Below are 18,840 nucleotides of genomic sequence, written 5' to 3'. Positions count from 1 at the left end.
GGTAACACCGTGCCTTCTGGTAACACCGTGCCTTCTGGTAACACCGCGCCTTCAGAGGCCTCCGTGCCCGCTGTGACGCTGAAGGACGCTCGATTGTCCTTCGGCGCCCGCACATTGTGGGACGGGCTCGATCTCGAGGTACAGCCAGGTGAGTTCATCGCCGTACTCGGGCCGAACGGGTCGGGCAAGACCTCGCTCCTGAAGATTCTGCTGGGCCAACTACAACTCAGCGGCGGTAGTGCACAGATCGTCGGCACGCCGGCACGGGCCGGGAACTCACACGTCGGGTACATCCCGCAGCAGAAATCGATCGACGACGGCCTCCCGCTCCGCGGCCGCGACCTGGTCGGCCTCGGCGTCGACGGTCACCAGTGGGGTACGGGCCTACTGCGTCGGGGTCGTCGCCGCAAGATCGTCGACGACGCCATCGCACAGGTCAGCGCCCAGTCGTTCGCCGACGCTCCCATCGGTTCCATGTCCGGCGGTGAGCAGCAGCGACTGCGAATCGCACAGGCTTTGGTCGGCGACCCGCGGATCCTGTTGTGCGACGAACCGCTGCTCAGCCTCGACCTCGCCAACCAGCACCTGGTCTCGACGCTGATCGACAAGCGTCGGCGCAGCCATGACACCGCGGTGCTGTTCGTGACGCACGAGATCAATCCGATCCTGCCGTTGGTGGATCGAGTGCTCTATCTGGTGGACGGCAAATTCCGGATCGGGACGCCGGCCGAAGTGATGACGTCCGAGGTTCTCTCGGATCTGTACAACACCGACGTCGAAGTGTTGCAGGTTCGTGGCCGCCTCGTCGTGATCGGCACCGGCGACGCCATCGACGCGCTCGGCAGCGCAGGCGGACTACGCCCGGGAGAAGGCGTTCACCATTCTGATGAGGATCACCACCAGTGAGTAACAAGTTCACCGACGCGATGTCGCGGATGTTCGACGTGTCCGCCACCGTCGACCTACTGCAGTACGACTTCGTCCAACAGGCGTTGATTGCCGGTGCCATCCTCGGATTGTTGGCCGGCATCATCGGGCCGCTGATCGTGAGCCGTCAGATGTCGTTCTCGGTGCACGGAACGAGTGAGCTGTCACTGACGGGCGCATCCGCCGCACTTCTCGTCGGTGTGGGCGTCGGCTTCGGTGCCATCGTCGGATCCGTGGTCGCGGCAGTGCTGTTCGGACTGCTCGGAGCCAAAGCGCGCGACCGAGATTCGGTGATCGGCGTGATCATGGCTTTCGGCCTCGGCCTGTCGGTGTTGTTCCTCTGGGCGTACGACGGTCGCACGGGAACCAGCTTCTCGTTGTTGGTCGGACAGATCGTGGCGCCGGGAAACAGCGGTCTCGAACTTCTGCTGCTGTGCGCGGTCATCGTGATCGGCACACTCGGATTCATCTACCGCCCTTTGCTGTTCGCAAGCACCGACCCCGAAGTTGCTGCAGCTCGCGGTGTTCCGGTCCGGGCACTGTCGATCGTGTTCGCAGTGTTGGTCGGCATCACCGCAGCACTCGGCGTACAGATCGTCGGTGCTCTGCTGGTGATGTCGCTGCTGATCACCCCCGCAGCGGCCGCCGCGTACGTCACGGCAAGCCCACTCAAGGCCACGATCCTCTCCGTCGTGTTCGCCGAACTGGCAGCCGTCGGCGGCATCCTTCTCTCGCTGGCCCCCGGCGTTCCCGTCTCGAGTTTCGTCACCTCGGTCTCGTTCGTGATCTACCTGATATGCCGACTCTTCGGATCCGCACGTCGCAAGAATGCCGGACGGATTCCGGCGCACGCCTGAACACCGAGAGCCCATACCTACCTAGAATCGAGGTATGGGTTACAGCGTTGATCTGAACAGCGACCTCGGCGAGGGCTTCGGAGCCTGGACCCTGGGCGACGACGACGCCATGCTCGAACTTGTCACCAGCGCGAACATCGCCTGCGGATTCCATGCCGGCGACCCGACAACGCTGTTGGCGACTTGCGAATCCGCAGCCACCCGCGGCGTCCGGATCGGCGCGCAGGTGGGTTACCGAGACCTCGCCGGTTTCGGCCGACGCTTCATCGACGTCTCCCCGAAGGACCTCACCGCCGACGTCATTTATCAAGTAGGGGCACTCGACGGTTTGGCTCGTGTCGCCGGATCGCGGGTCACGTACGTCAAACCCCACGGCGCGCTCTACAACGCAATAGTCCATCACCGACGGCAGGCGCGGGCCGTGGTCGCCGCCGTCGTTGCCTATGACAGTTCGCTACCTGTTCTCGGACTACCGGGTTCGGTGTTTCTGGAAGAGGCGCGCGAGGCCGGTCTCGACGTGGTCGCCGAGGCTTTTGCCGATCGTGCGTACACGGCGGAAGGCACCCTGGTCCCCCGCACCGAGTCGGGCGCCGTTCTGCAGGACCCGACACTTGTTGCAGAGCGGGTTCGGCGAATGGTCGTCGACGGCGAGTTGGACGCAGTCGACGGGAGCACGTTGAAAGTCGCTGCCGCATCGGTGTGCGTGCACGGTGACAGTCCGGCAGCCGTCGACATGGCCGTGGCAATCCGCGCTCTCCTCGAATCTTCCGACGTCGAGATCACGCCGTTCACATGATCGCGATCCTGCCCGCCGGTGAATCCGCAGTCCTCGTCGAGTACGACGAACTGCCGAGTGTGCTGGGCAACTTCAGGGCTCTCGACGCCAGTCGGATCCCCGGAGTGATCGACCTGATTCCCGCGGCGCGAACCATCTTGATCGAGTACGACAACACGATCACCGCGCACCAACTGGTGGAGAAATGGGTACGTGGGGCCGTACCGATCGAACTCACAGCTGACGAGAGTGGGCGGCCTGCCGTCGAGATTCCGGTCCGCTACGACGGCCCCGATCTCGTAGAGGTGGCCAAGCTGACCGGCCTCGGGGTCGACGGTGTGATCGACGCTCACACGGCTGCGTCGTGGACCGTCGCGTTCATCGGTTTCGCCCCCGGCTTCGCGTATCTGACCAGCAACGAGAGAAAGCTCGAAGTTCCACGTCGATCGGACCCGCGCAGGCAGGTCCCGGCCGGTGCAGTCGGGTTGGCCGGACCGTTCTCGGGCGTCTACCCGCGTAGCTCCCCGGGCGGCTGGCAGTTGATCGGAACGACGGAACTGTCGGTGTGGGATGCCGAGCGCCGCCCGCCGGCGCTGCTTCTACCCGGCACCACAGTCACCTTTGTCCGTGCATGATTTTGGTGCAAGCATGATTTTGGTGTCTTCACCGCGCTGTTGCGGGACAATGGATTCATGGCCTGGCTCGAGGTTGTGCGTACCGGCCCGCTCGCCACAGTTCAGGACCGCGGGCGGAGAGGCTACGGCGCCCTCGGGGTCGGAAGATCCGGCGCCGTCGACATGATCTCGCATGACAGCGCCAACAGACTCGTAGGCAACACTTTTCGAGCAGCAACCATCGAAGTCACCGCTGGGGGTTTCGCTATGCGGGCCGTCGGTTCGATGACGGTGGCAGCGACAGGCGCGCGGGTGCCGCTGGCCGTCGACGGACGGCCGGCACCTGACTACGCGAGCATCCATCTGGGTAGTGGCAGCATTCTCGAATTGGGTTACAGCACAACCGGGTTGAGAACGTATATCTCTGCACGCGGTGGCGTCGACGTCCCGCAGGTACTCGGAAGCAGATCCACCGACACGCTCTCCGGACTCGGGCCGCCGCCGCTCGCCGCCGGCGATCTAGTCCTCCTCGGGGCCGAGGAAGGGACGTGGCCCACCGAAGAGTTGATTCCACCGCCGGCACCTGCACTCGGCGCGGTTCCGATCGAGATCACGCTCGGCCCCCGAAATTCCTGGTTCACCGCCGCATCCGTTCACGCGCTCCTTCGCACCACGTGGAAAGTCACCGAACACACCAACCGAGTCGGGGTCCGGCTACAGGGCCAAGGGCCTTTGCATCGCTCACGCACCGGGGAATTGCCGAGCGAAGGCGTCGTGACGGGATCCATCCAGGTGCCGCCAGGCGGCCAGCCCGTCGTGTTCCTCGCCGACCATCCCGTGACCGGCGGATACCCGGTCATCGCCGTCGTTTCCGACGCCGGGATTGCGTCGCTGGCACAGCTGCGGCCCGGCAGCACCATTACCTTCAAGGCCACTACTCGGCCGTCGTAGCGCTGATAGTCTCAGCCGCGCCAGCAATGCTGCCGGCGGCGCTCGGCCGTCGCCAAAACCTGAAGGACTGTCACACTATGAGCCCTAAGAGCAGCACACTTGCTCTCGGAATAGCGTCACTGATCACTGCTGCACTCGTCTTGTCCGGATGCAGCAGTTCGGAAAGCGGCGACGCCGTCTCCAGTGATACCAACACCAGTGAGACCACTGCTTCCGAAAGTTCTGCATCCTCGCCGTCTGCCGCTGCCGCGACGCCGACTTTGCGGGACGGAACACCGTTCATCGGTGAGCGGACGACGATCGAAACCGGCGACGACCCCGAAGCGCCGAGCATCAGCGTCAGCCTCCCGCCGAGCTGGACTCACGGCGAGAACATCCCTGCCGGCGTTACGGACGCGTTGTCCAGCAACAGCCAGGAACCCAGCGGTTTCATGCCGAACACCACGGTGACGGTCGAAAACCAGGGCACCGCAACAAAAGACGAGGTTCTTGCCGCTGCGCGTGAAACGATCGCCACTCTCGACGGGTGGACCGAGGTGAAGTACACCGAGATCGACGTCGACGGACAGCAGGGTTTCCGCCTCTCCGGAACCTGGACCGCCCCAAACCTGGACGTTCCGCTCTACGCCGTCATGACGGTCGTCGCTTACCAAGCCGACGACAACTCGCCGGTCTACCTGGTCAGCTTTGCAAACCAGTTCACCGACACGACGAACATGCAGACCTCCAACCAGGTGGAAGAAATCAACACCTCGATCGAATTCGGCTGAGCACCTGATGGTTTGAATACCCGATCTCCGAACAACCGCGGCGGGCCGAGACTACGACAGTCTCGGCCCGCCGTTTCACAACTCTCGCCTAGCTCGAACCGAACAGGCCGCTGAGGGAACCGAGGCCACCACTCAACGAGCCGAGCGATCCGATTCCGCCACCGGTTCCGGGGCCAGTGGGATCAACCGGATCAACGGGATCAACCGGATCAACGGGATCGACCGGGTCAACCGGATCGACCACATCCGCGGCGCGGACAGTGATGGACGGGCCCAAGTTGGCGAAATTCGCACTCGACTGGAATCCGTTGCCCATCACCGTGGCACCTACCGCCAATCCACTTCCGTACACGGTTCCCGGCGCACACGAAGCAGTAACCGTGTAGCTGGTCTTCATGGTCACCGGTTTGCTGCCGTTGTTGATCCAGCCGGCACTGGTCACCTCGAGCGTCGTGGCTGTCAGTTCCGGCGTTTCAGTGGTTTCGGTCATCGTCCCGCCAACGTGAAACTTCGTGACCTTCGCCGAGCCCGGGACAAAGGTCAAGCATGCGGCATGCGTCTCGGTGAACCTGCTGATATACCCGTCGATTCCGCTCTTCTTCGACACTGTCGTGTAGGTGATCGTGTCACCGATCTTCGGCGACGCATTGTCCACGGTGCGAGTAAATGTGTAGGCACCGGAAGTTGCTGTCTCGGCAGTCGCGACTCCCGCACCCAGCGCGCTTGCGCCCACAGCAAGAGCAATCACCCCCAAACCAGCTCCAACGGTGGACAGACTACGATTCCTGGATCCAAACTTTGCCACGAACAATCTCCACTCTGTGTGGTTCCAGGACAACCGAATTCATTGATTACTGGAACTTGTTGCAACCCGACTCTCGAAGTACGATACAGCCGACCTGGACATTCGCCCAGCTTTTCGTCGAAATAGTCGACAATCAGTTAACGGCAGGCAATCGACACCGAAAAAGTCCTCTTAATTCGGACTTTTCCGCAAATTCTGCCGAACTGATACATAGGCAAGCGTCCGATAGGTTTCAATGGTTACCGCGGCGCAACCTTTGAAGAGTCATCCCATCGCCGTCAGCGTGAACCCCTCGAACGGAGAATTTCATGTCACGTTTTTCAATGCGCAAAACACTCACCGGAATCGCAATCGCTGCACTTGCCACCAGCGGACTCGTGATGACCGCAGGCACCGCGAGCGCCGATGCCACCCACCCGTCCGCGGCAACGGTCAACTCCTCCAACGTCCGAATCACCAAGAGCATCGTGGGCGACGGCGAAGTTGCACCCGGCGGCAAAGTCACCGTGCGCACGGTCATCTCCACAACAGGCCACCCCGAGCGTTACGTCGACCAGTTCGTCGACCGCTACCCCGCCACGTTCAAGTACATCCAGGGCACGGCAACGGTCAACGCGTGGCACTTGATCGGCGGTCAGAAGACCGAATCCGTCACGCCTTCGGTTGACACTGCCGCCCGAACCGTGAATGTGCCCAGCACCGGCTGGCTGATCTCACCCACCGGAAGCAAGACCGTGACGATCGAGGCGCAGTACCTCGTCGCCGACGATGCACCGATCGGCTCGTACCAGGAAATGTCGAGCTCGATCGGTATCTCGACGTTCAATACCGAACAGAACATCAGCGGCGTCTACGCCAAGATCCGCGCCAAGAACCCCGGCGAGGCGGCCGCATCGGGCTCGGCAGATCTGGGCTTCGGCTCTTCTGACGGCGAGGGCGGAACCGGTTCGGCCGGATCCTCCATCCTCGACAACCCGGCCGGCTTCATCTCCGACATCATCAGCGGTGTCCTGGCCAACGGCAGCTGATTCACTCGCTCCGCCTGCTCCACCTGTAAACACTCCGTCGGGGAATGTGTTCGAGGGTGGCATCGAGTCTTCGGACTCGGTGCCACCCTCGATCTTTTGTGGCGATCACACTCCGTCGCGCCTGCATCAAAGAACCAAATAGGAAAGCATTACCTAAGTCATTCGCGGTATGATCCACCGATGAGTTCCGCAGGATTTCCGTACTGGGCTGTGCCGGCAGGCCGGTACGTTCCGCTCCCCTTCTCGATGACGACGTCCACCATCGGGCGTGATCAGAAGCGCGCGTGGCGTGAGATCCGCCATCCCGAACACGAACTCCTCTGGGGCGCTTCCGGCGAGATGAGCGCGTACATCGACGACGTTCGTTGGCAGATACCACCGACGGTCGGCATGTGGATTCCGGCTGGAACTCCACGGCGCATCACGCTCGGCGCATCCACCGAGGCTCGTTTCACCTATTTCCGGCCCGAGTCGTTCCCCCACCCGTGGACAAAACCCGCGATCATCGGCATCGACGACGTCGTCAAGACGATGCTCATCCATCTGCACCAGCGAAATATGCCTACCGAGGCTCGCTTGCGCGCCGAATCCGTAGTCTTCGACACGCTCGCGCCCATCGAGGCGGCTGATGTCGCAGTACCGATGCCCGCCGATCCCCGGGCCCTCGCCGTCGCACGCCGCCTGATCGCCGACCCCGCCGATCAACGCGGGCTTGCCGATTGGGCCTACGTGGTCGGCGGAAGCCCCCGCACCCTGAGCCGCGTGTTCTCTCAAGGCACGGGGATGTCCTTCACCGAGTGGCGAATTCAAGTTCGCGTCCGCGCTGCGATGTCCTATCTCGCTGCGGGCGTTCCTGTTTCGACGGTAAGCCGTCGCGTCGGATACGAAACCCCCAGCGCCTTCACCAGCGTGTTCCGCAAGGTCACCGGACGCACACCGAAGAACTACTACTCGGACGCGTGCGAGTTGTCAGCCTAACTGGTCAGAACCCGTTCATCTTCGAGACCAGTTCCGCGAAAGCATATTTGACGCTCAGCGACGTAGGTGACGCCAAGGCCATGACTCGCGCCAGACCGAGCTGCTGAATCAGCCTGCCGTCCTTGACTGCCGGCAGGTCGGCAAACAACTTGTCCCCCATCAATCCGGGTAGCCCCTGACCACTCGCGTCGTTGAGCACGATCACGTCCGCGTCCAGTTCGTTGTACTGTTCGCGCGATGCAGTCACCGACCCCTGGGTGTCGCCGCACAGCTCTGCGCTTCCGGCCGACTGCTTCAGTCCGAGCTGGGACATCAGGATGACTCGGCCGTCGTCAGCGCAGTAATTGGTGAGGCCGTCGATGTTTCCCGAGAGGAAGGTCAAGGTTTTCCCGTTCAGATTCGGGGATCCGGCAGCCAGGTCGGCTATGGAATCGTCAGTTTCCTCGATCAGCTCGGCAGCCCGCTTCGGTTGGCCGAGTACTGATCCGATGGTCGACAACTGTTCCTGCCACGTGGTCGCCCATGCGGTCTCCTTGAACGGAATGGTGGGTGCGATCTGGGAAAGACGTGCATAGTCGTCTTCGGTGATTCCCGAGACCACTGCGATGATCACGTCCGGCTCCAACGCCAGGATCTGCTCGAACGGCACACCGGACGTGCTGTCGAGCAACGTGGGTTCGACATCGCCCAACAATTCTTCGTCCCACGGCAGGATGCCGTTCTCCAAGCCTGCCCCACTGAACGACTCCATGGCGACGGGTGTCTTGCCCAGTGCGAGGACCGAATCCTGGCTGTTCCAGCCGATCGTCACGATCCGCTGAGGTTCGGTCTCGATGGTGGTCGACCCGTACGCGTGATCAACGGTGACCGGCAGCGCGCCGGCCTCGGCCAACTGCGTCGTGCCCTCCGACGCTGTTGACTCGGTGCTGCTCTGGCAGCCTGCGAGCAGGGCAATCGCGGCCAACGCAGCCACTATTCGGGTAGTGCTCTTCATCTTCTGTCAGCTCTCTTCGCAAACGTACTTTGTTTCGACCAGCCAGGTATATCGAGACCCGATCCCGGTAATGGGGTGTCGATACTCCATCTGTCCGCTGCCGCGTAGCCCTTGGCATCTGCGAGCACTTTCCGCACTCGCACCGGCTTTACCGTAGAACTGCACAACGAGTGTTCAGATCTGGGCGAGGAGTTTCACGAGTGTCAGCGCTGCCCGAAACTCGTTCCGGTCCGATGGAGATGATCCGAGTCGGATCATTCTCCGCCGGACGCGGCCCGCGACTGGTTGCAGCCGTCATCGGGCAGGCGTCGTATCAGGTAGCTCAAGCCCTCATCCCGGTGCTGATCGGCACCGTCGTCGACCGGGCAATCGGAAAGTCCGACAGCACAGCACTTCTCGTGTGGCTTGCGGTGCTGTGTGCTCTGTTCGTGGGACTCGCTCTGTCGTGGCGCATCGCAGTTCGCCTGAACACGCAGGTCTTCGTCTACGGCGAACACGACCTACGACTGAATGCTGCCAGACGAGTACTCGATGCCAGGGGGATGAAAGCTCAGCGTTCGACCGGTGAAGTTCTCACCATCTCTACCTCGGATGCCTCACACGTCTCGGGCTTCTCCTGGGTTGTCGCCGAACAGGGCTCGGCATTTGCGGGGCTCGCCGCGGCAGTGATTTCGCTTGCCTTCGTCTCGTGGCCGCTCGCACTGATCGTCGTACTCATCACCGCTGCGCAGCTCATATTCATCCACAAGATCAGCGGTCCGTTGGACGAGCGCGTGTATGCAGAGCAGAAGAAGGCAGCCGAGGCAGGCATGCTTGCAACGGATTTCACGCTGGGACTGCGGGTACTGAAGGGTTTCGGGGCTGAACCCACCGCCCTGTCGCGATACGTCAACGCGAGCCGGGAGTCGATGAAGGCAGCGATCCGGACGGTCAGAGCAATGTCCAGCCTGACCGCGCTCAATTCCGGGGTCTCCGCGTTGGTGCTGGCTTCGGTTGCGCTTGGAGCCGCGTGGATGGCGCATCAAGGCACGATCACCGTGGGCAACTTCGTCACCGTTGTCGGCTTGAGCAGAGTGATTGCCGGTCCGATGGAAACGCTGGGGTTCTTCGGTGCCGAACTCGCTGCCAAGCGAGGTTCCGCGCGCAGACTGTCCGAACTGTTGGCCGAGCCACACCTGATCGAATCGCTGGCCCCCACGGCCGCGACCGAACCTGCCAGAACTGAAGACGCCCTATTGATTTCGGCGGACAACGGAACCGTCGTCTCAGCTCGCCGCGGAGAAGTGGTGGGCGTGCGCGCTGACGATTCCGCCGACCGACTGGCACGACAACTCGCCTATCAGACCCCGCTCGCCCCCGACTCTTACTTCGTATTCGGCACCGATGCAACCGACCTCGGCCCGGACGGAGTTCGTGATCAGGTGTTCGTCTCCGCCCATGAAGGAACCGTGTTCACCGGCACCGTCTTCGACAATCTGGCTGCACCGAACGTCGACTCGTCGGCAATGACGTCATCTGCGCTCGACGACGTGTTGACGCATCTGCCCGACGGCCACCTCTCCGAGGTAGGCGAGCAAGGAAAGAAACTCTCCGGAGGTCAACGCCAACGCCTTCTCCTCGCCCGCGCTCTCCATCAACCCCAGCCGATCCTGGTCCTCCACGAACCCACCACTTCCGTGGACTCTGTCACCGAGCATCGAATTGCACACTCCCTGAGAAACTTCCCCGACAAGGCCATTCTGGTGATCACCTCGAGCCCGACCCTGCTCCATTCGTGTGACCGTGTCGTCACGATCGACCACGGCGTTCGGGAGGGAGAGTCGCTGTGACCGATACCCTTCCGGATGCATCTGCTGTTCCGGTTGTATCTGCCCTGCCGATCGCGTCGACCAAGCAGACCGTCCGCGCATTGATCGCACTGCTTCGGCCACGCAAGCGAGCGCTCGCACTCACGACCGTCGTACTTCTCTCTGCTACGGCCTGCGGCCTGTCCACCCCGGCACTGCTCGGACTCATGGTCGATGCGGTCACGGAGGGCAAACCGTTTGCCTCACTCCTGCGTATCACCGCGTTCATGCTCGGCGCAGCGGCAGCAGGGGTTGCGCTGACCTGGTGGAGCACACAGCTTCTGGCGAACGTCGCGCAGAACGTGCTGGCCGATCTTCGTGAGGACGTGTTCGCCGCCACCCTCGCGCAGCCTTCGTCACTGGTCGAGGATGCCGGAACCGGTGATCTGATTTCCCGGGTCTCGGGCGACGTCGAAGCGGTAAACACCGTCATCGCGCGAGTACTACCCGCCACCGTGTCTGCCCTGTTCATGATTTCACTGACGCTTGTCGGTGTGGGAGTGATCGATTGGCGCTTCACCGTGGCAATCGTTGCCGTTGCGCCGATTCACTATTTCGCTCTTCGTCATTTCCTCCGACGCTCCGGACCCGTCTACCGACGCTCTCGCGCTGCGCAGGCCAGGCGGGGACAACAGCTCATCGAAACTCTCGGAGGCGCAGGCACTGTCACTGCCCTGCGGCGAACAGACGAGCACATCGACCGAATCGCCGAGACCTCCGAGCATGCCATCAGCTTCGACATGCAGGCAGTTCGCCTGCGCACCAACTTCTTCGCCCAACTCAACGGCGCCGAACTGCTCGGACTGGCCGCCGTCCTGAGCGTCGGCTACTGGCTCGTGACCACAGGCTCGGTGTCCATCGGGGCCGCTACCGCCGCCGCCCTCTACTTCCACAGTCTGTTCAGCCCCATCGCGGTATTTCTCTCGAACATCGACGAATTGCAGGATGCGGGTGCCAGCCTGGCTCGCCTGATCGGAGTCACCGCGATGCCCGGGCGGCCCACGAGCATTCCTGCCTCGGCTCGGTCCGAACCCATCGGCGTCGAGGTGGACCGGGTTTCCTACTCGTACGACAACTCCACCCCGGTGATCGATTCGATCTCGATCTCGATCGCACCGGGGGAACGAATCGCCGTCGTCGGAAGCAGCGGCGCCGGAAAGACCACGCTCGCCAAACTGATTGCCGGCATCATTCCCGTCGGGGACGGGCGAATCACCGTCGACGGCAAACTGATTGACGACCTGAGTGATGCCGAACTTCGGCACGAAGTCGTCCTCGTCAGCCAGGAAGTTCACGTGTTCGTCGGGACGATCGCCGACGATCTCCGGTTGTGTGCACCAGATTCGGACGATGCGAAGATCGCCGAAGCCGTCGACACGATGAAAGCTCAATGGATTCATGAACTTCCGGACGGACTCGAGACCAGGGTCGGGGCCGGTGGGTACCAGTTGACGGCGGCGCAGGCACAGCACATAGCCCTCGTCCGACTGGCTCTGCTCGATCCTCCCGTCGTCATCCTCGACGAGGCGACTGCCGAAGCCGGAACCACCGCAGCCGGTCTACTCGATCAGGCAGCCGAGCTCGCAGTCACCGGCCGGACCGCCGTGGTGATCGCACACCGGCTGAGCCAAGCAGTCCGCGCCGATCGCATACTCGTCATGAGCGGTGGCCGCGTAGTCGAGAGCGGGACACATGACGAACTGATCGGCGCGGACGGTTCCTACGCTGCACTGTGGGAAGCCTGGTCGGTACGGAGCTAGAACCCCGCCAGACTCACCCGAAAGCCGTTACAACTCAGCTGCTACGACGCCTGCGGGCGATGTCCGCCAGGACGACTCCGGCGGCAACCGAGGCGTTGAGCGACTCGACCGGACCGGCCATCGGAATCGACAGGATCGCGTCGCAGTTCTCGCGGACGAGGCGCGAAAGGCCCTTGCCCTCGGAACCGACCACGATCACAACGGGACCGCTGCCGTCGAAATCGTCGAGAGTGGTGTCGCCCTCGGCGTCGAGACCGATGACCTGAACACCCTTCGATGCCCAGTCCTTGAGCGTGCGGGTGAGGTTGGTTGCCCGAGCAATCGGCAAACGAGCGGCAGCGCCGGCGCTGGTGCGCCAAGCGACAGCACTCACGCTCGCGCTACGACGCTCCGGAATCACGACGCCGTGTCCACCGAAAGCTGCGACCGAGCGCACGACGGCACCCAGGTTGCGGGGATCGGTGATGTTGTCCAGCGCGACGAGCAGCGGCGGCTCGGCATGCTTGCGTGCCTCCGAGAGAAGATCGTCCGGGTGCGCGTAGCGGTACGGCGGAACCTGCAGGGCGATGCCCTGGTGAAGACCGTTGGCGCTGAGGCGATCCAGATCGGTGCGGGGGACCTCGAGGATCGAGATGCCGGCATCCGCAGCGAGCTGAACGGATTCCTTCAGTCGATCGTCGCTCTCGGTGCCGACGGCGACCCACAGTGCAGTCGCCGGAACGCCGGCGCGTAGGCACTCGACCACCGGGTTGCGTCCGAGCACTGTCTCGGGACCGTCGAGAACCTTGCGGCCCGGACCCGGACGGCCACCGCGGCCCTGCTTCTCGTCGGCACGTGCGGCGCGCGCTGCACGCTTTGCCGCGGGATGCTTGGTGCGTGCCTCGGCGGGCGGCGTAGCGCCACGCCCTTCGAGACCGCGACGGTGCTTACCGCCGGAACCGGCAACCTGGCCCTTCTTGGTGCCGCCCTTACGGACTGCGCCGCGCCTGCTCGAGTTTCCAGCCATTGTTACTGCCCTGCCTTAAGGGACCATTCGGGTCCGTCGGGAGTATCGGTTACTTCGATACCCGCCTTGATGAGGCGATCGCGGACCTCGTCCGCCACCGCCCAGTTCTTTTCCGTACGTGCCTGCTGCCGACGATCGAGATCGGCCCGCACCAACACGTCCAAAGCTTCCATTGCCGTCTCGGTGTCGCCACCGGACTGCGTCCAATGCTCGTCGAGTGGGTCGACGCCCAGGATCGCGAGCATGGCCCGCACCTGGCCGGCAGCCACCCGAGCCGCGTCGAGATCACCGGCAGCGAGCGCGGAATTACCCTCGCTCGCCTTGCCGTGAATCTCGGCCAACGCGATCGGCACCGACAAGTCGTTGTCGAGAGCCGCCGCGAAACCTTCGGTCCACGTACCGAGTTCGACGCCGCCCGCACGCTTGTGTGTGCGCAGGACGAACGACTCGAGCCCCTGGTAGGACTTCGCACTTTCGTCCAACGCCTCGTCCGAGTACTCGAGATTGGAACGGTAGTGCGCACTACCGAGGTAGTACCGAAGTTCTTGCGGACGAACCTTCTTGAGCACGTTCGGCACCGAGAGAACGTTGCCCAACGACTTGGACATCTTCTCGCCACTCATCGTGACCCAGCCGTTGTGCAACCAGTACTGAGCGAAATCGTCGCCGGCGCACTTGGCCTGCGCAATTTCGTTCTCGTGGTGCGGGAAGACGAGATCGCGTCCACCACAATGGATGTCGAATGCCGCCCCGAGATAGAACTCCGCCATGGCCGAGCACTCGAGGTGCCAGCCCGGACGGCCGGGTCCCCACGGTGTCGGCCACGAGGGCTCACCGGGCTTGACGGCCTTCCAGAGGGTGAAGTCGCGAGGATCGCGCTTGCCCTCGGCCGCACTCTCGCCCTGATGAACGTCGTCGAGTTTGTGGCCGGACAGTGCGCCGTACTCGGGGTAGCTCTGCACGTCGAAGTAGACGTCACCGCCCGCCGCGTACGCGTGGCCGTTCTCGATCAGACGTTCCATCATCTCGACCATCTGCGTCACGTGGCCCGTGGCCCGTGGCTCGATGGACGGTGGCAGCACGCCCAGTTGGTCGTAGGCCCACGTGAACGACCGCTCGAACGTCGCCGCCCACTCCCACCAAGGTCGACCGGCGCCGGCGGCCTTGTTGAGAATCTTGTCGTCGATGTCCGTCACGTTGCGCACGAAGGCAACGTCGTTGCCGTGCGCCAACAGCCAGCGACGCAGCACGTCGAAAGCGACGCCGCTACGAACGTGTCCGATGTGAGGATCGCCCTGAACTGTCGCCCCACACAGGTACACCGATGCATGTCCGGGGGCCAACGGAACAAAATCCCGAAGGGCCCGCGTACCGGTGTCGTATAGGCGCAGGGTCACGACCAGCGATCTTACCTGTCGTGTTCGGTTGTCATGACCAACGCGGTGGCCATGGCGGCGATCCCCTCGCCGCGACCGGTCAAGCCGAGGCCGTCCGTGGTGGTCGCGGACACCGAAACAGGCGCGCCGAGAATGTCCGAGAGCACCTTCTGTGCCTCGTCGCGACGTGGCCCGATCTTCGGACGGTTGCCGATGACCTGCACCGCGGCGTTGCCGACGGCGAACTGGTTCTCTTCGAGCAGTCGGCGAACCTCGGCAAGCATTCGAGCGCCGCTCACGCCGTCCCATTCGGGCCTGCCGGTGCCGAAAACCGAACCGAGGTCACCGAGGCCCGCCGCAGAGAGCAACGCGTCACACAGCGCGTGGACGGCGACATCGCCGTCCGAATGGCCCGAGCACCCGTCTGCTTCCTCGAACAGCAACCCGGCCATCCAGCAAGGACGACCGACCTCGATGGGATGAACATCCGTGCCGAGACCGACGCGCATCTAATTTCCGTCCTGTGAATCCGCACTCAACGCTGTCTCCGAGCTCAGGAGCGCCCGTGCAAGGACCAGGTCGAGCGGAGTGGTGATCTTGAAGGCGAGAGCGTCGCCGGGAATCGTCTGCACCGAAACACCGAGACGCTCGACCAGAGCGGCGTCGTCGGTCGCGGCGACGTCACCGGCGTCGTACGCACTGCGCAGGACGTCGGTGGAGAATCCTTGGGGAGTTTGAACCGCACGCAACTCCGAACGCAGAGGCGTACCGGTGACTGCGCCGAGTACGTCGACCGACTTGATCGTGTCGGTAACCGGAAGTACCGGGATGACAGCGGAGCTGCCGGCTCGGAGAGTTCCGACGACGCGCGCGATCAACGCCGGCGGTGTCAATGCCCGTGCGGCATCGTGCACGAGTACAAAATCTGCGTCGCCGGCAGCGCTGAGGCCGGCTCGAACCGAATCGGTTCTTTCGGCACCACCGCCGACGACGTCGACGTCCGCTGCACGACCGAGGTCGGCTACGACGGATTCGACCAGTTCAGGCGGCACAATGACAACAACGCGGTCGATCGCTCCGGATTTCCGGAGTCCATCGACCGCGCGTGCAAGCATGGTGCACCCACCGAGTTCGACAAATGCCTTGGGCAATTTCTCGCCCAATCGCACTCCCCGACCTGCGGCAGGTACCAGGGCTACTACTGCCACTGTCAGCTTTGTTGTGTTGCAGTCAGGACGCGGCCGCGAGGACCTCGTCGAGAATGGTCTCTGCCTTCTCGGTGTCAGTGCCCTCGGCGAGCGCGAGCTCTCCGACGAGAATCTGACGAGCCTTGGCGAGCATGCGCTTCTCACCAGCGGAAAGTCCGCGGTCCTGCTCACGACGCCACAGGTCACGAACAACTTCTGCAACCTTGTTCACGTCACCTGAGGCAAGCTTCTCGAGATTTGCCTTGTATCGACGAGACCAGTTGGTGGGCTCTTCGGTGTGCGGTGCTCGCAGAACCTGGAAAACCTTGTCGAGGCCCTCTTGGCCGACCACGTCACGAACTCCGACGTACTCTGCGTTGTCTGCAGGAACCCGTACTGTGAGATCGCCTTGAGCGACCTTCAGAACCAGGTACTCCTTCTGCTCACCCTTGATGGTGCGGGTTTCGATAGCTTCGATCAGCGCCGCACCGTGATGGGGGTATACGACGGTGTCTCCGACCTTGAAAATCATGTGTCCCGTGCCCCTTTCGATTCCACTAGTTTAACACGTGAAAGAACCGACCACTCATCAACTGTGCAGGTCAGGGGCATCCTTGCTCGAGCGTAGGGGTTGACAGGGCTTGTTGTACGTGCATTCAACTGGTCTGGAGCACCCCTGCGTAACGGACTGAAAGCCCACGCAGACAACCGTTGTGGCGACCCGACGGCCAGCCCGCGGGACCTTATCTACTACTCTGCCTAGTGGAGTGCGAACCTGACGCCGTGGAGGACAAATCGTGACTGCTATCCGTAAGCCGACTCGTCGAGTCGCTACCGCCATTGCACTGGCTGCAGGCGCAGCCATCGCGCTGTCCGCTTGCGGTTCCGGACAGGTGAGCCAGACCGCCGTCCAGCAGGCCGCCGTGAACGGCAACAGCGCCGACCTCGGTGAGATCGCACTGCGCAACGTGCACATCGCTTACCCCTCGTCCGAGGAGTACAGCATCGAGCCGGGCGGCAACGCCGTGCTCGCGTTCACCGTCGTGAACGACAGCGCCGAGACCACGGACAAGCTCGTCAGCATCACCACCGATTACGCAGCACGCGTCATCGCAGGTGAAGAGGTAGGTGGCTTGACGATCAAGCCGCAGACGTCGCTGCAGGCCGGTCAGTTGCCCGCAGGCGAAGGCGCCGCGACCGAGGCCGAGACCCAGATCAAGAACAACGAAGAGAACGACGACGCACCCGCTGCGCTCTCTCTCGTCGTTCTGCAGGACATCAAGGCAGGCGTTCGCCCCGGCTTGACCGTCCCGATCACCTTCAAGTTCGAGAAGGCCGGATCGGTCACCGTCGACGTACCTGTCGACGCAGGCCCGCAGCTCGAGCGCAACGAGTCGGACAAGTCGCCCGACGTTGCAGAAGCTGGGCACTGAGCCTCGAATTATCAAGGCGCACAATGCGCCTCGCAGAACAACTTCAGAATCACACTAGAGGCGGGGTCCATGTCGGACCCCGCCTCTAGTCTGTCCCGGTGGCCAAAGTGAAATCGAACTACCGCTGCTCCGAATGCCAGTCGGTAGTGCCCAAGTGGGTCGGTAGATGTCCGGACTGCGATTCGTGGGGCTCGATGACTGAGGTCGCCGTAGTGGCACCCGTCGCCAGTCGCGCCGGCGCCTCACTCGCCAAAGCAGGATCAAGCGCCGTGCTGCCTACGACGCCGGCCACGCCGCTGACACAGATCGACAGCACCTCGACGCAGGCCAAACCCACGGGGATCGGTGAGTTGGACCGCGTCCTCGGCGGTGGCGTCGTACCGGGTTCGGTGGTGCTGCTCGCCGGAGAACCCGGCGTCGGAAAATCGACGCTACTTCTCGAGGTCGTCTACCGCTGGGCGATGCGCAGCGCGGATGATCGAGCGTTGTACGTCACGGGCGAGGAGTCTGCCGGTCAGGTTCGGCTTCGGGCAGATCGCACCAACTCTGTCCACGAACGGATGTATCTGGCGGCCGAATCCGATCTCGCGACCATCCTCGGCCACATCGAGCAGGTCAAACCGACACTGGTCATCGTCGACTCGGTGCAGACCATGCTTGCTGCCGACGTCGACGGGGTCGTCGGCGGCGTGACTCAGGTCAAGGCCGTCACCAGCGCCCTGACCTCCCTGGCCAAGGCCAGTGGAATCCCGGTGCTTCTGATCGGCCACGTCACCAAGGACGGCGCCGTCGCCGGTCCGCGCTCGCTCGAGCATCTCGTGGACGTGGTTCTGCACTTCGAAGGTGACAAGCACTCCACCCTGCGCATGGTCCGCGGCGTGAAGAACAGATTCGGTGCGGCCGACGAGGTCGGATGCTTCGAGCTGAGCGAGCAGGGCATCAACGAGATCAGCGATCCGTCCGGCCTGTTCCTGCATCACCGTGAAGAAGCTGTGGAAGGCACTGCCGTCACCGTGATGATGGACGGTAAGCGACCTCTACTCGGTGAAGTTCAGGCGCTCGTCGCCGCCACGCCGCTACCGACACCTCGCCGAGCCGTCAGCGGGCTCGACACCGCCCGTGTGGCCATGGTTCTGGCCGTGTTGGAGCGCCGCGTCGGAGTGTCGATCTCGAAGGCCGACGTCTACGCCGCGACCGTCGGCGGTATGCGGATGACCGAGCCGGGTGCCGATCTGGCTCTCGCCATTGCGGTCGCTTCCGCCGTGAAAGCCAAACCCGTCCCCAAGGGGCTCGTCATCCTCGGCGAGGTCGGACTCGCCGGGGAGGTTCGACGGGTTGCCGGGGTGAACCGACGGCTGATCGAAGCTGCCCGACTGGGATTCACCAGCGCCATCGTGCCGGTCGATTCCGGCCCGAACATTCCCGGCATGCGCGTCAACGAAGTAGCGAATCTGGCCGAGGCACTGGCCTACGCCGGATTGATGGGCGGCAAACAAGCCCCGTCTCGCCCCAAGCTCACGCCGGTGAAGTGA

The 18,840-nt window shown here is 63.2% G+C and carries 19 protein-coding genes; 12 read left to right on the top strand and 7 right to left on the bottom strand.

Annotated features, from left to right (window positions below; translation table 11 throughout):
- Window positions 1–27: 27 nt before the first annotated feature.
- The 6 genes from EHW12_RS03655 (at window position 28) to EHW12_RS03630 (ending at window position 4,894) form a co-directional block, all read left to right on the top strand.
- A complete protein-coding gene (locus EHW12_RS03655) occupies window positions 28–906 on the top strand; it encodes a metal ABC transporter ATP-binding protein (protein WP_050657006.1) in 879 nt (292 codons plus the stop codon).
- Window positions 903–1,784, top strand: coding sequence for a metal ABC transporter permease (locus EHW12_RS03650; RefSeq protein ID WP_003945811.1), 882 nt, complete (start codon window positions 903–905; stop codon window positions 1,782–1,784). The genes EHW12_RS03655 and EHW12_RS03650 overlap by 4 nt, the downstream gene beginning before the upstream one ends.
- A 34-nt stretch (window positions 1,785–1,818) precedes the next feature.
- Window positions 1,819–2,580 (top strand): 5-oxoprolinase subunit PxpA, encoded by a 762-nt coding sequence (locus EHW12_RS03645; RefSeq protein WP_063315052.1) that lies wholly within the window; start codon window positions 1,819–1,821, stop codon window positions 2,578–2,580.
- Window positions 2,577–3,194, top strand: coding sequence for a 5-oxoprolinase subunit PxpB (gene pxpB, locus EHW12_RS03640; protein WP_125050297.1), 618 nt, complete (start codon window positions 2,577–2,579; stop codon window positions 3,192–3,194). The genes EHW12_RS03645 and pxpB overlap by 4 nt, the downstream gene beginning before the upstream one ends.
- A 57-nt stretch (window positions 3,195–3,251) precedes the next feature.
- Entirely contained in the window at window positions 3,252–4,124 is an 873-nt protein-coding gene (locus EHW12_RS03635) for a biotin-dependent carboxyltransferase family protein (RefSeq protein WP_054826809.1), read from the top strand.
- 77 nt (window positions 4,125–4,201) lie between these two features.
- The gene (locus EHW12_RS03630; protein WP_039973380.1) at window positions 4,202–4,894 is read left to right on the top strand and encodes an LpqN/LpqT family lipoprotein; all 693 of its coding nucleotides are present in this window, start codon (window positions 4,202–4,204) and stop codon (window positions 4,892–4,894) included.
- Window positions 4,895–4,982: 88 nt separating this feature from the next.
- Here the strand turns inward: EHW12_RS03630 and EHW12_RS03625 are convergent, their stop codons facing one another.
- The gene (locus EHW12_RS03625) at window positions 4,983–5,642 is read right to left on the bottom strand and encodes a hypothetical protein (protein ID WP_125050296.1); all 660 of its coding nucleotides are present in this window, start codon (window positions 5,640–5,642) and stop codon (window positions 4,983–4,985) included.
- Window positions 5,643–6,007: 365 nt separating this feature from the next.
- Between EHW12_RS03625 and EHW12_RS03620 the strand changes: the two genes are divergently transcribed.
- On the top strand, window positions 6,008–6,727 hold the full coding sequence (locus tag EHW12_RS03620; RefSeq protein ID WP_003945935.1) for a hypothetical protein: 720 nt from the start codon (window positions 6,008–6,010) through the stop codon (window positions 6,725–6,727).
- A gap of 180 nt (window positions 6,728–6,907) precedes the next feature.
- Complete coding sequence (locus EHW12_RS03615; RefSeq protein WP_125050295.1) at window positions 6,908–7,705, top strand: AraC family transcriptional regulator; 798 nt, start codon at window positions 6,908–6,910, stop codon at window positions 7,703–7,705.
- Between the two features lie 4 nt (window positions 7,706–7,709).
- On the opposite strand, the gene EHW12_RS03610 is transcribed toward EHW12_RS03615, so the two are convergent.
- On the bottom strand, window positions 7,710–8,699 hold the full coding sequence (locus tag EHW12_RS03610; protein ID WP_003945426.1) for an iron-siderophore ABC transporter substrate-binding protein: 990 nt from the start codon (window positions 8,697–8,699) through the stop codon (window positions 7,710–7,712).
- 200 nt (window positions 8,700–8,899) lie between these two features.
- On the opposite strand from EHW12_RS03610, the gene EHW12_RS03605 reads away from it, so the two are divergent.
- Together EHW12_RS03605 and EHW12_RS03600 are read left to right on the top strand one after the other, a co-directional pair.
- On the top strand, window positions 8,900–10,528 hold the full coding sequence (locus EHW12_RS03605; RefSeq protein WP_125050294.1) for an ABC transporter ATP-binding protein: 1,629 nt from the start codon (window positions 8,900–8,902) through the stop codon (window positions 10,526–10,528).
- Entirely contained in the window at window positions 10,525–12,306 is a 1,782-nt protein-coding gene (locus EHW12_RS03600) for an ABC transporter ATP-binding protein (RefSeq protein ID WP_058227259.1), read from the top strand. The genes EHW12_RS03605 and EHW12_RS03600 overlap by 4 nt, the downstream gene beginning before the upstream one ends.
- Before the next feature lie 34 nt (window positions 12,307–12,340).
- Here the strand turns inward: EHW12_RS03600 and rlmB are convergent, their stop codons facing one another.
- Genes rlmB through carD form a run of 5 tightly spaced genes read right to left on the bottom strand, consistent with a single transcriptional unit; the run spans window position 12,341 to window position 16,407 of the window.
- Window positions 12,341–13,312, bottom strand: a complete 972-nt coding sequence (rlmB, locus tag EHW12_RS03595; protein WP_125050293.1) for a 23S rRNA (guanosine(2251)-2'-O)-methyltransferase RlmB — start codon at window positions 13,310–13,312, stop codon at window positions 12,341–12,343.
- A 2-nt stretch (window positions 13,313–13,314) separates the two neighbouring features.
- The gene (cysS, locus tag EHW12_RS03590; protein WP_003945830.1) at window positions 13,315–14,709 is read right to left on the bottom strand and encodes a cysteine--tRNA ligase; all 1,395 of its coding nucleotides are present in this window, start codon (window positions 14,707–14,709) and stop codon (window positions 13,315–13,317) included.
- 11 nt (window positions 14,710–14,720) lie between these two features.
- Window positions 14,721–15,197, bottom strand: coding sequence for a 2-C-methyl-D-erythritol 2,4-cyclodiphosphate synthase (gene ispF, locus EHW12_RS03585; protein ID WP_047269647.1), 477 nt, complete (start codon window positions 15,195–15,197; stop codon window positions 14,721–14,723).
- Window positions 15,198–15,896, bottom strand: coding sequence for a 2-C-methyl-D-erythritol 4-phosphate cytidylyltransferase (gene ispD, locus EHW12_RS03580; protein WP_039972758.1), 699 nt, complete (start codon window positions 15,894–15,896; stop codon window positions 15,198–15,200).
- A gap of 22 nt (window positions 15,897–15,918) precedes the next feature.
- On the bottom strand, window positions 15,919–16,407 hold the full coding sequence (carD, locus tag EHW12_RS03575; RefSeq protein ID WP_003945666.1) for an RNA polymerase-binding transcription factor CarD: 489 nt from the start codon (window positions 16,405–16,407) through the stop codon (window positions 15,919–15,921).
- Between the two features lie 265 nt (window positions 16,408–16,672).
- Between carD and EHW12_RS03570 the strand changes: the two genes are divergently transcribed.
- Window positions 16,673–17,308, top strand: coding sequence for a lipoprotein (locus EHW12_RS03570; RefSeq protein ID WP_007726888.1), 636 nt, complete (start codon window positions 16,673–16,675; stop codon window positions 17,306–17,308).
- A gap of 98 nt (window positions 17,309–17,406) precedes the next feature.
- On the top strand, window positions 17,407–18,840 hold the full coding sequence (radA, locus tag EHW12_RS03565; protein WP_003945739.1) for a DNA repair protein RadA: 1,434 nt from the start codon (window positions 17,407–17,409) through the stop codon (window positions 18,838–18,840).

This window comes from Rhodococcus sp. NJ-530, assembly GCF_003860625.1.
GTDB classification, from domain to species: domain Bacteria; phylum Actinomycetota; class Actinomycetes; order Mycobacteriales; family Mycobacteriaceae; genus Rhodococcus_F; species Rhodococcus_F qingshengii.
The sequence above is the reverse complement of the archived record's forward strand: the minus strand, read 5'-3'. Positions and strand labels throughout refer to the sequence as shown.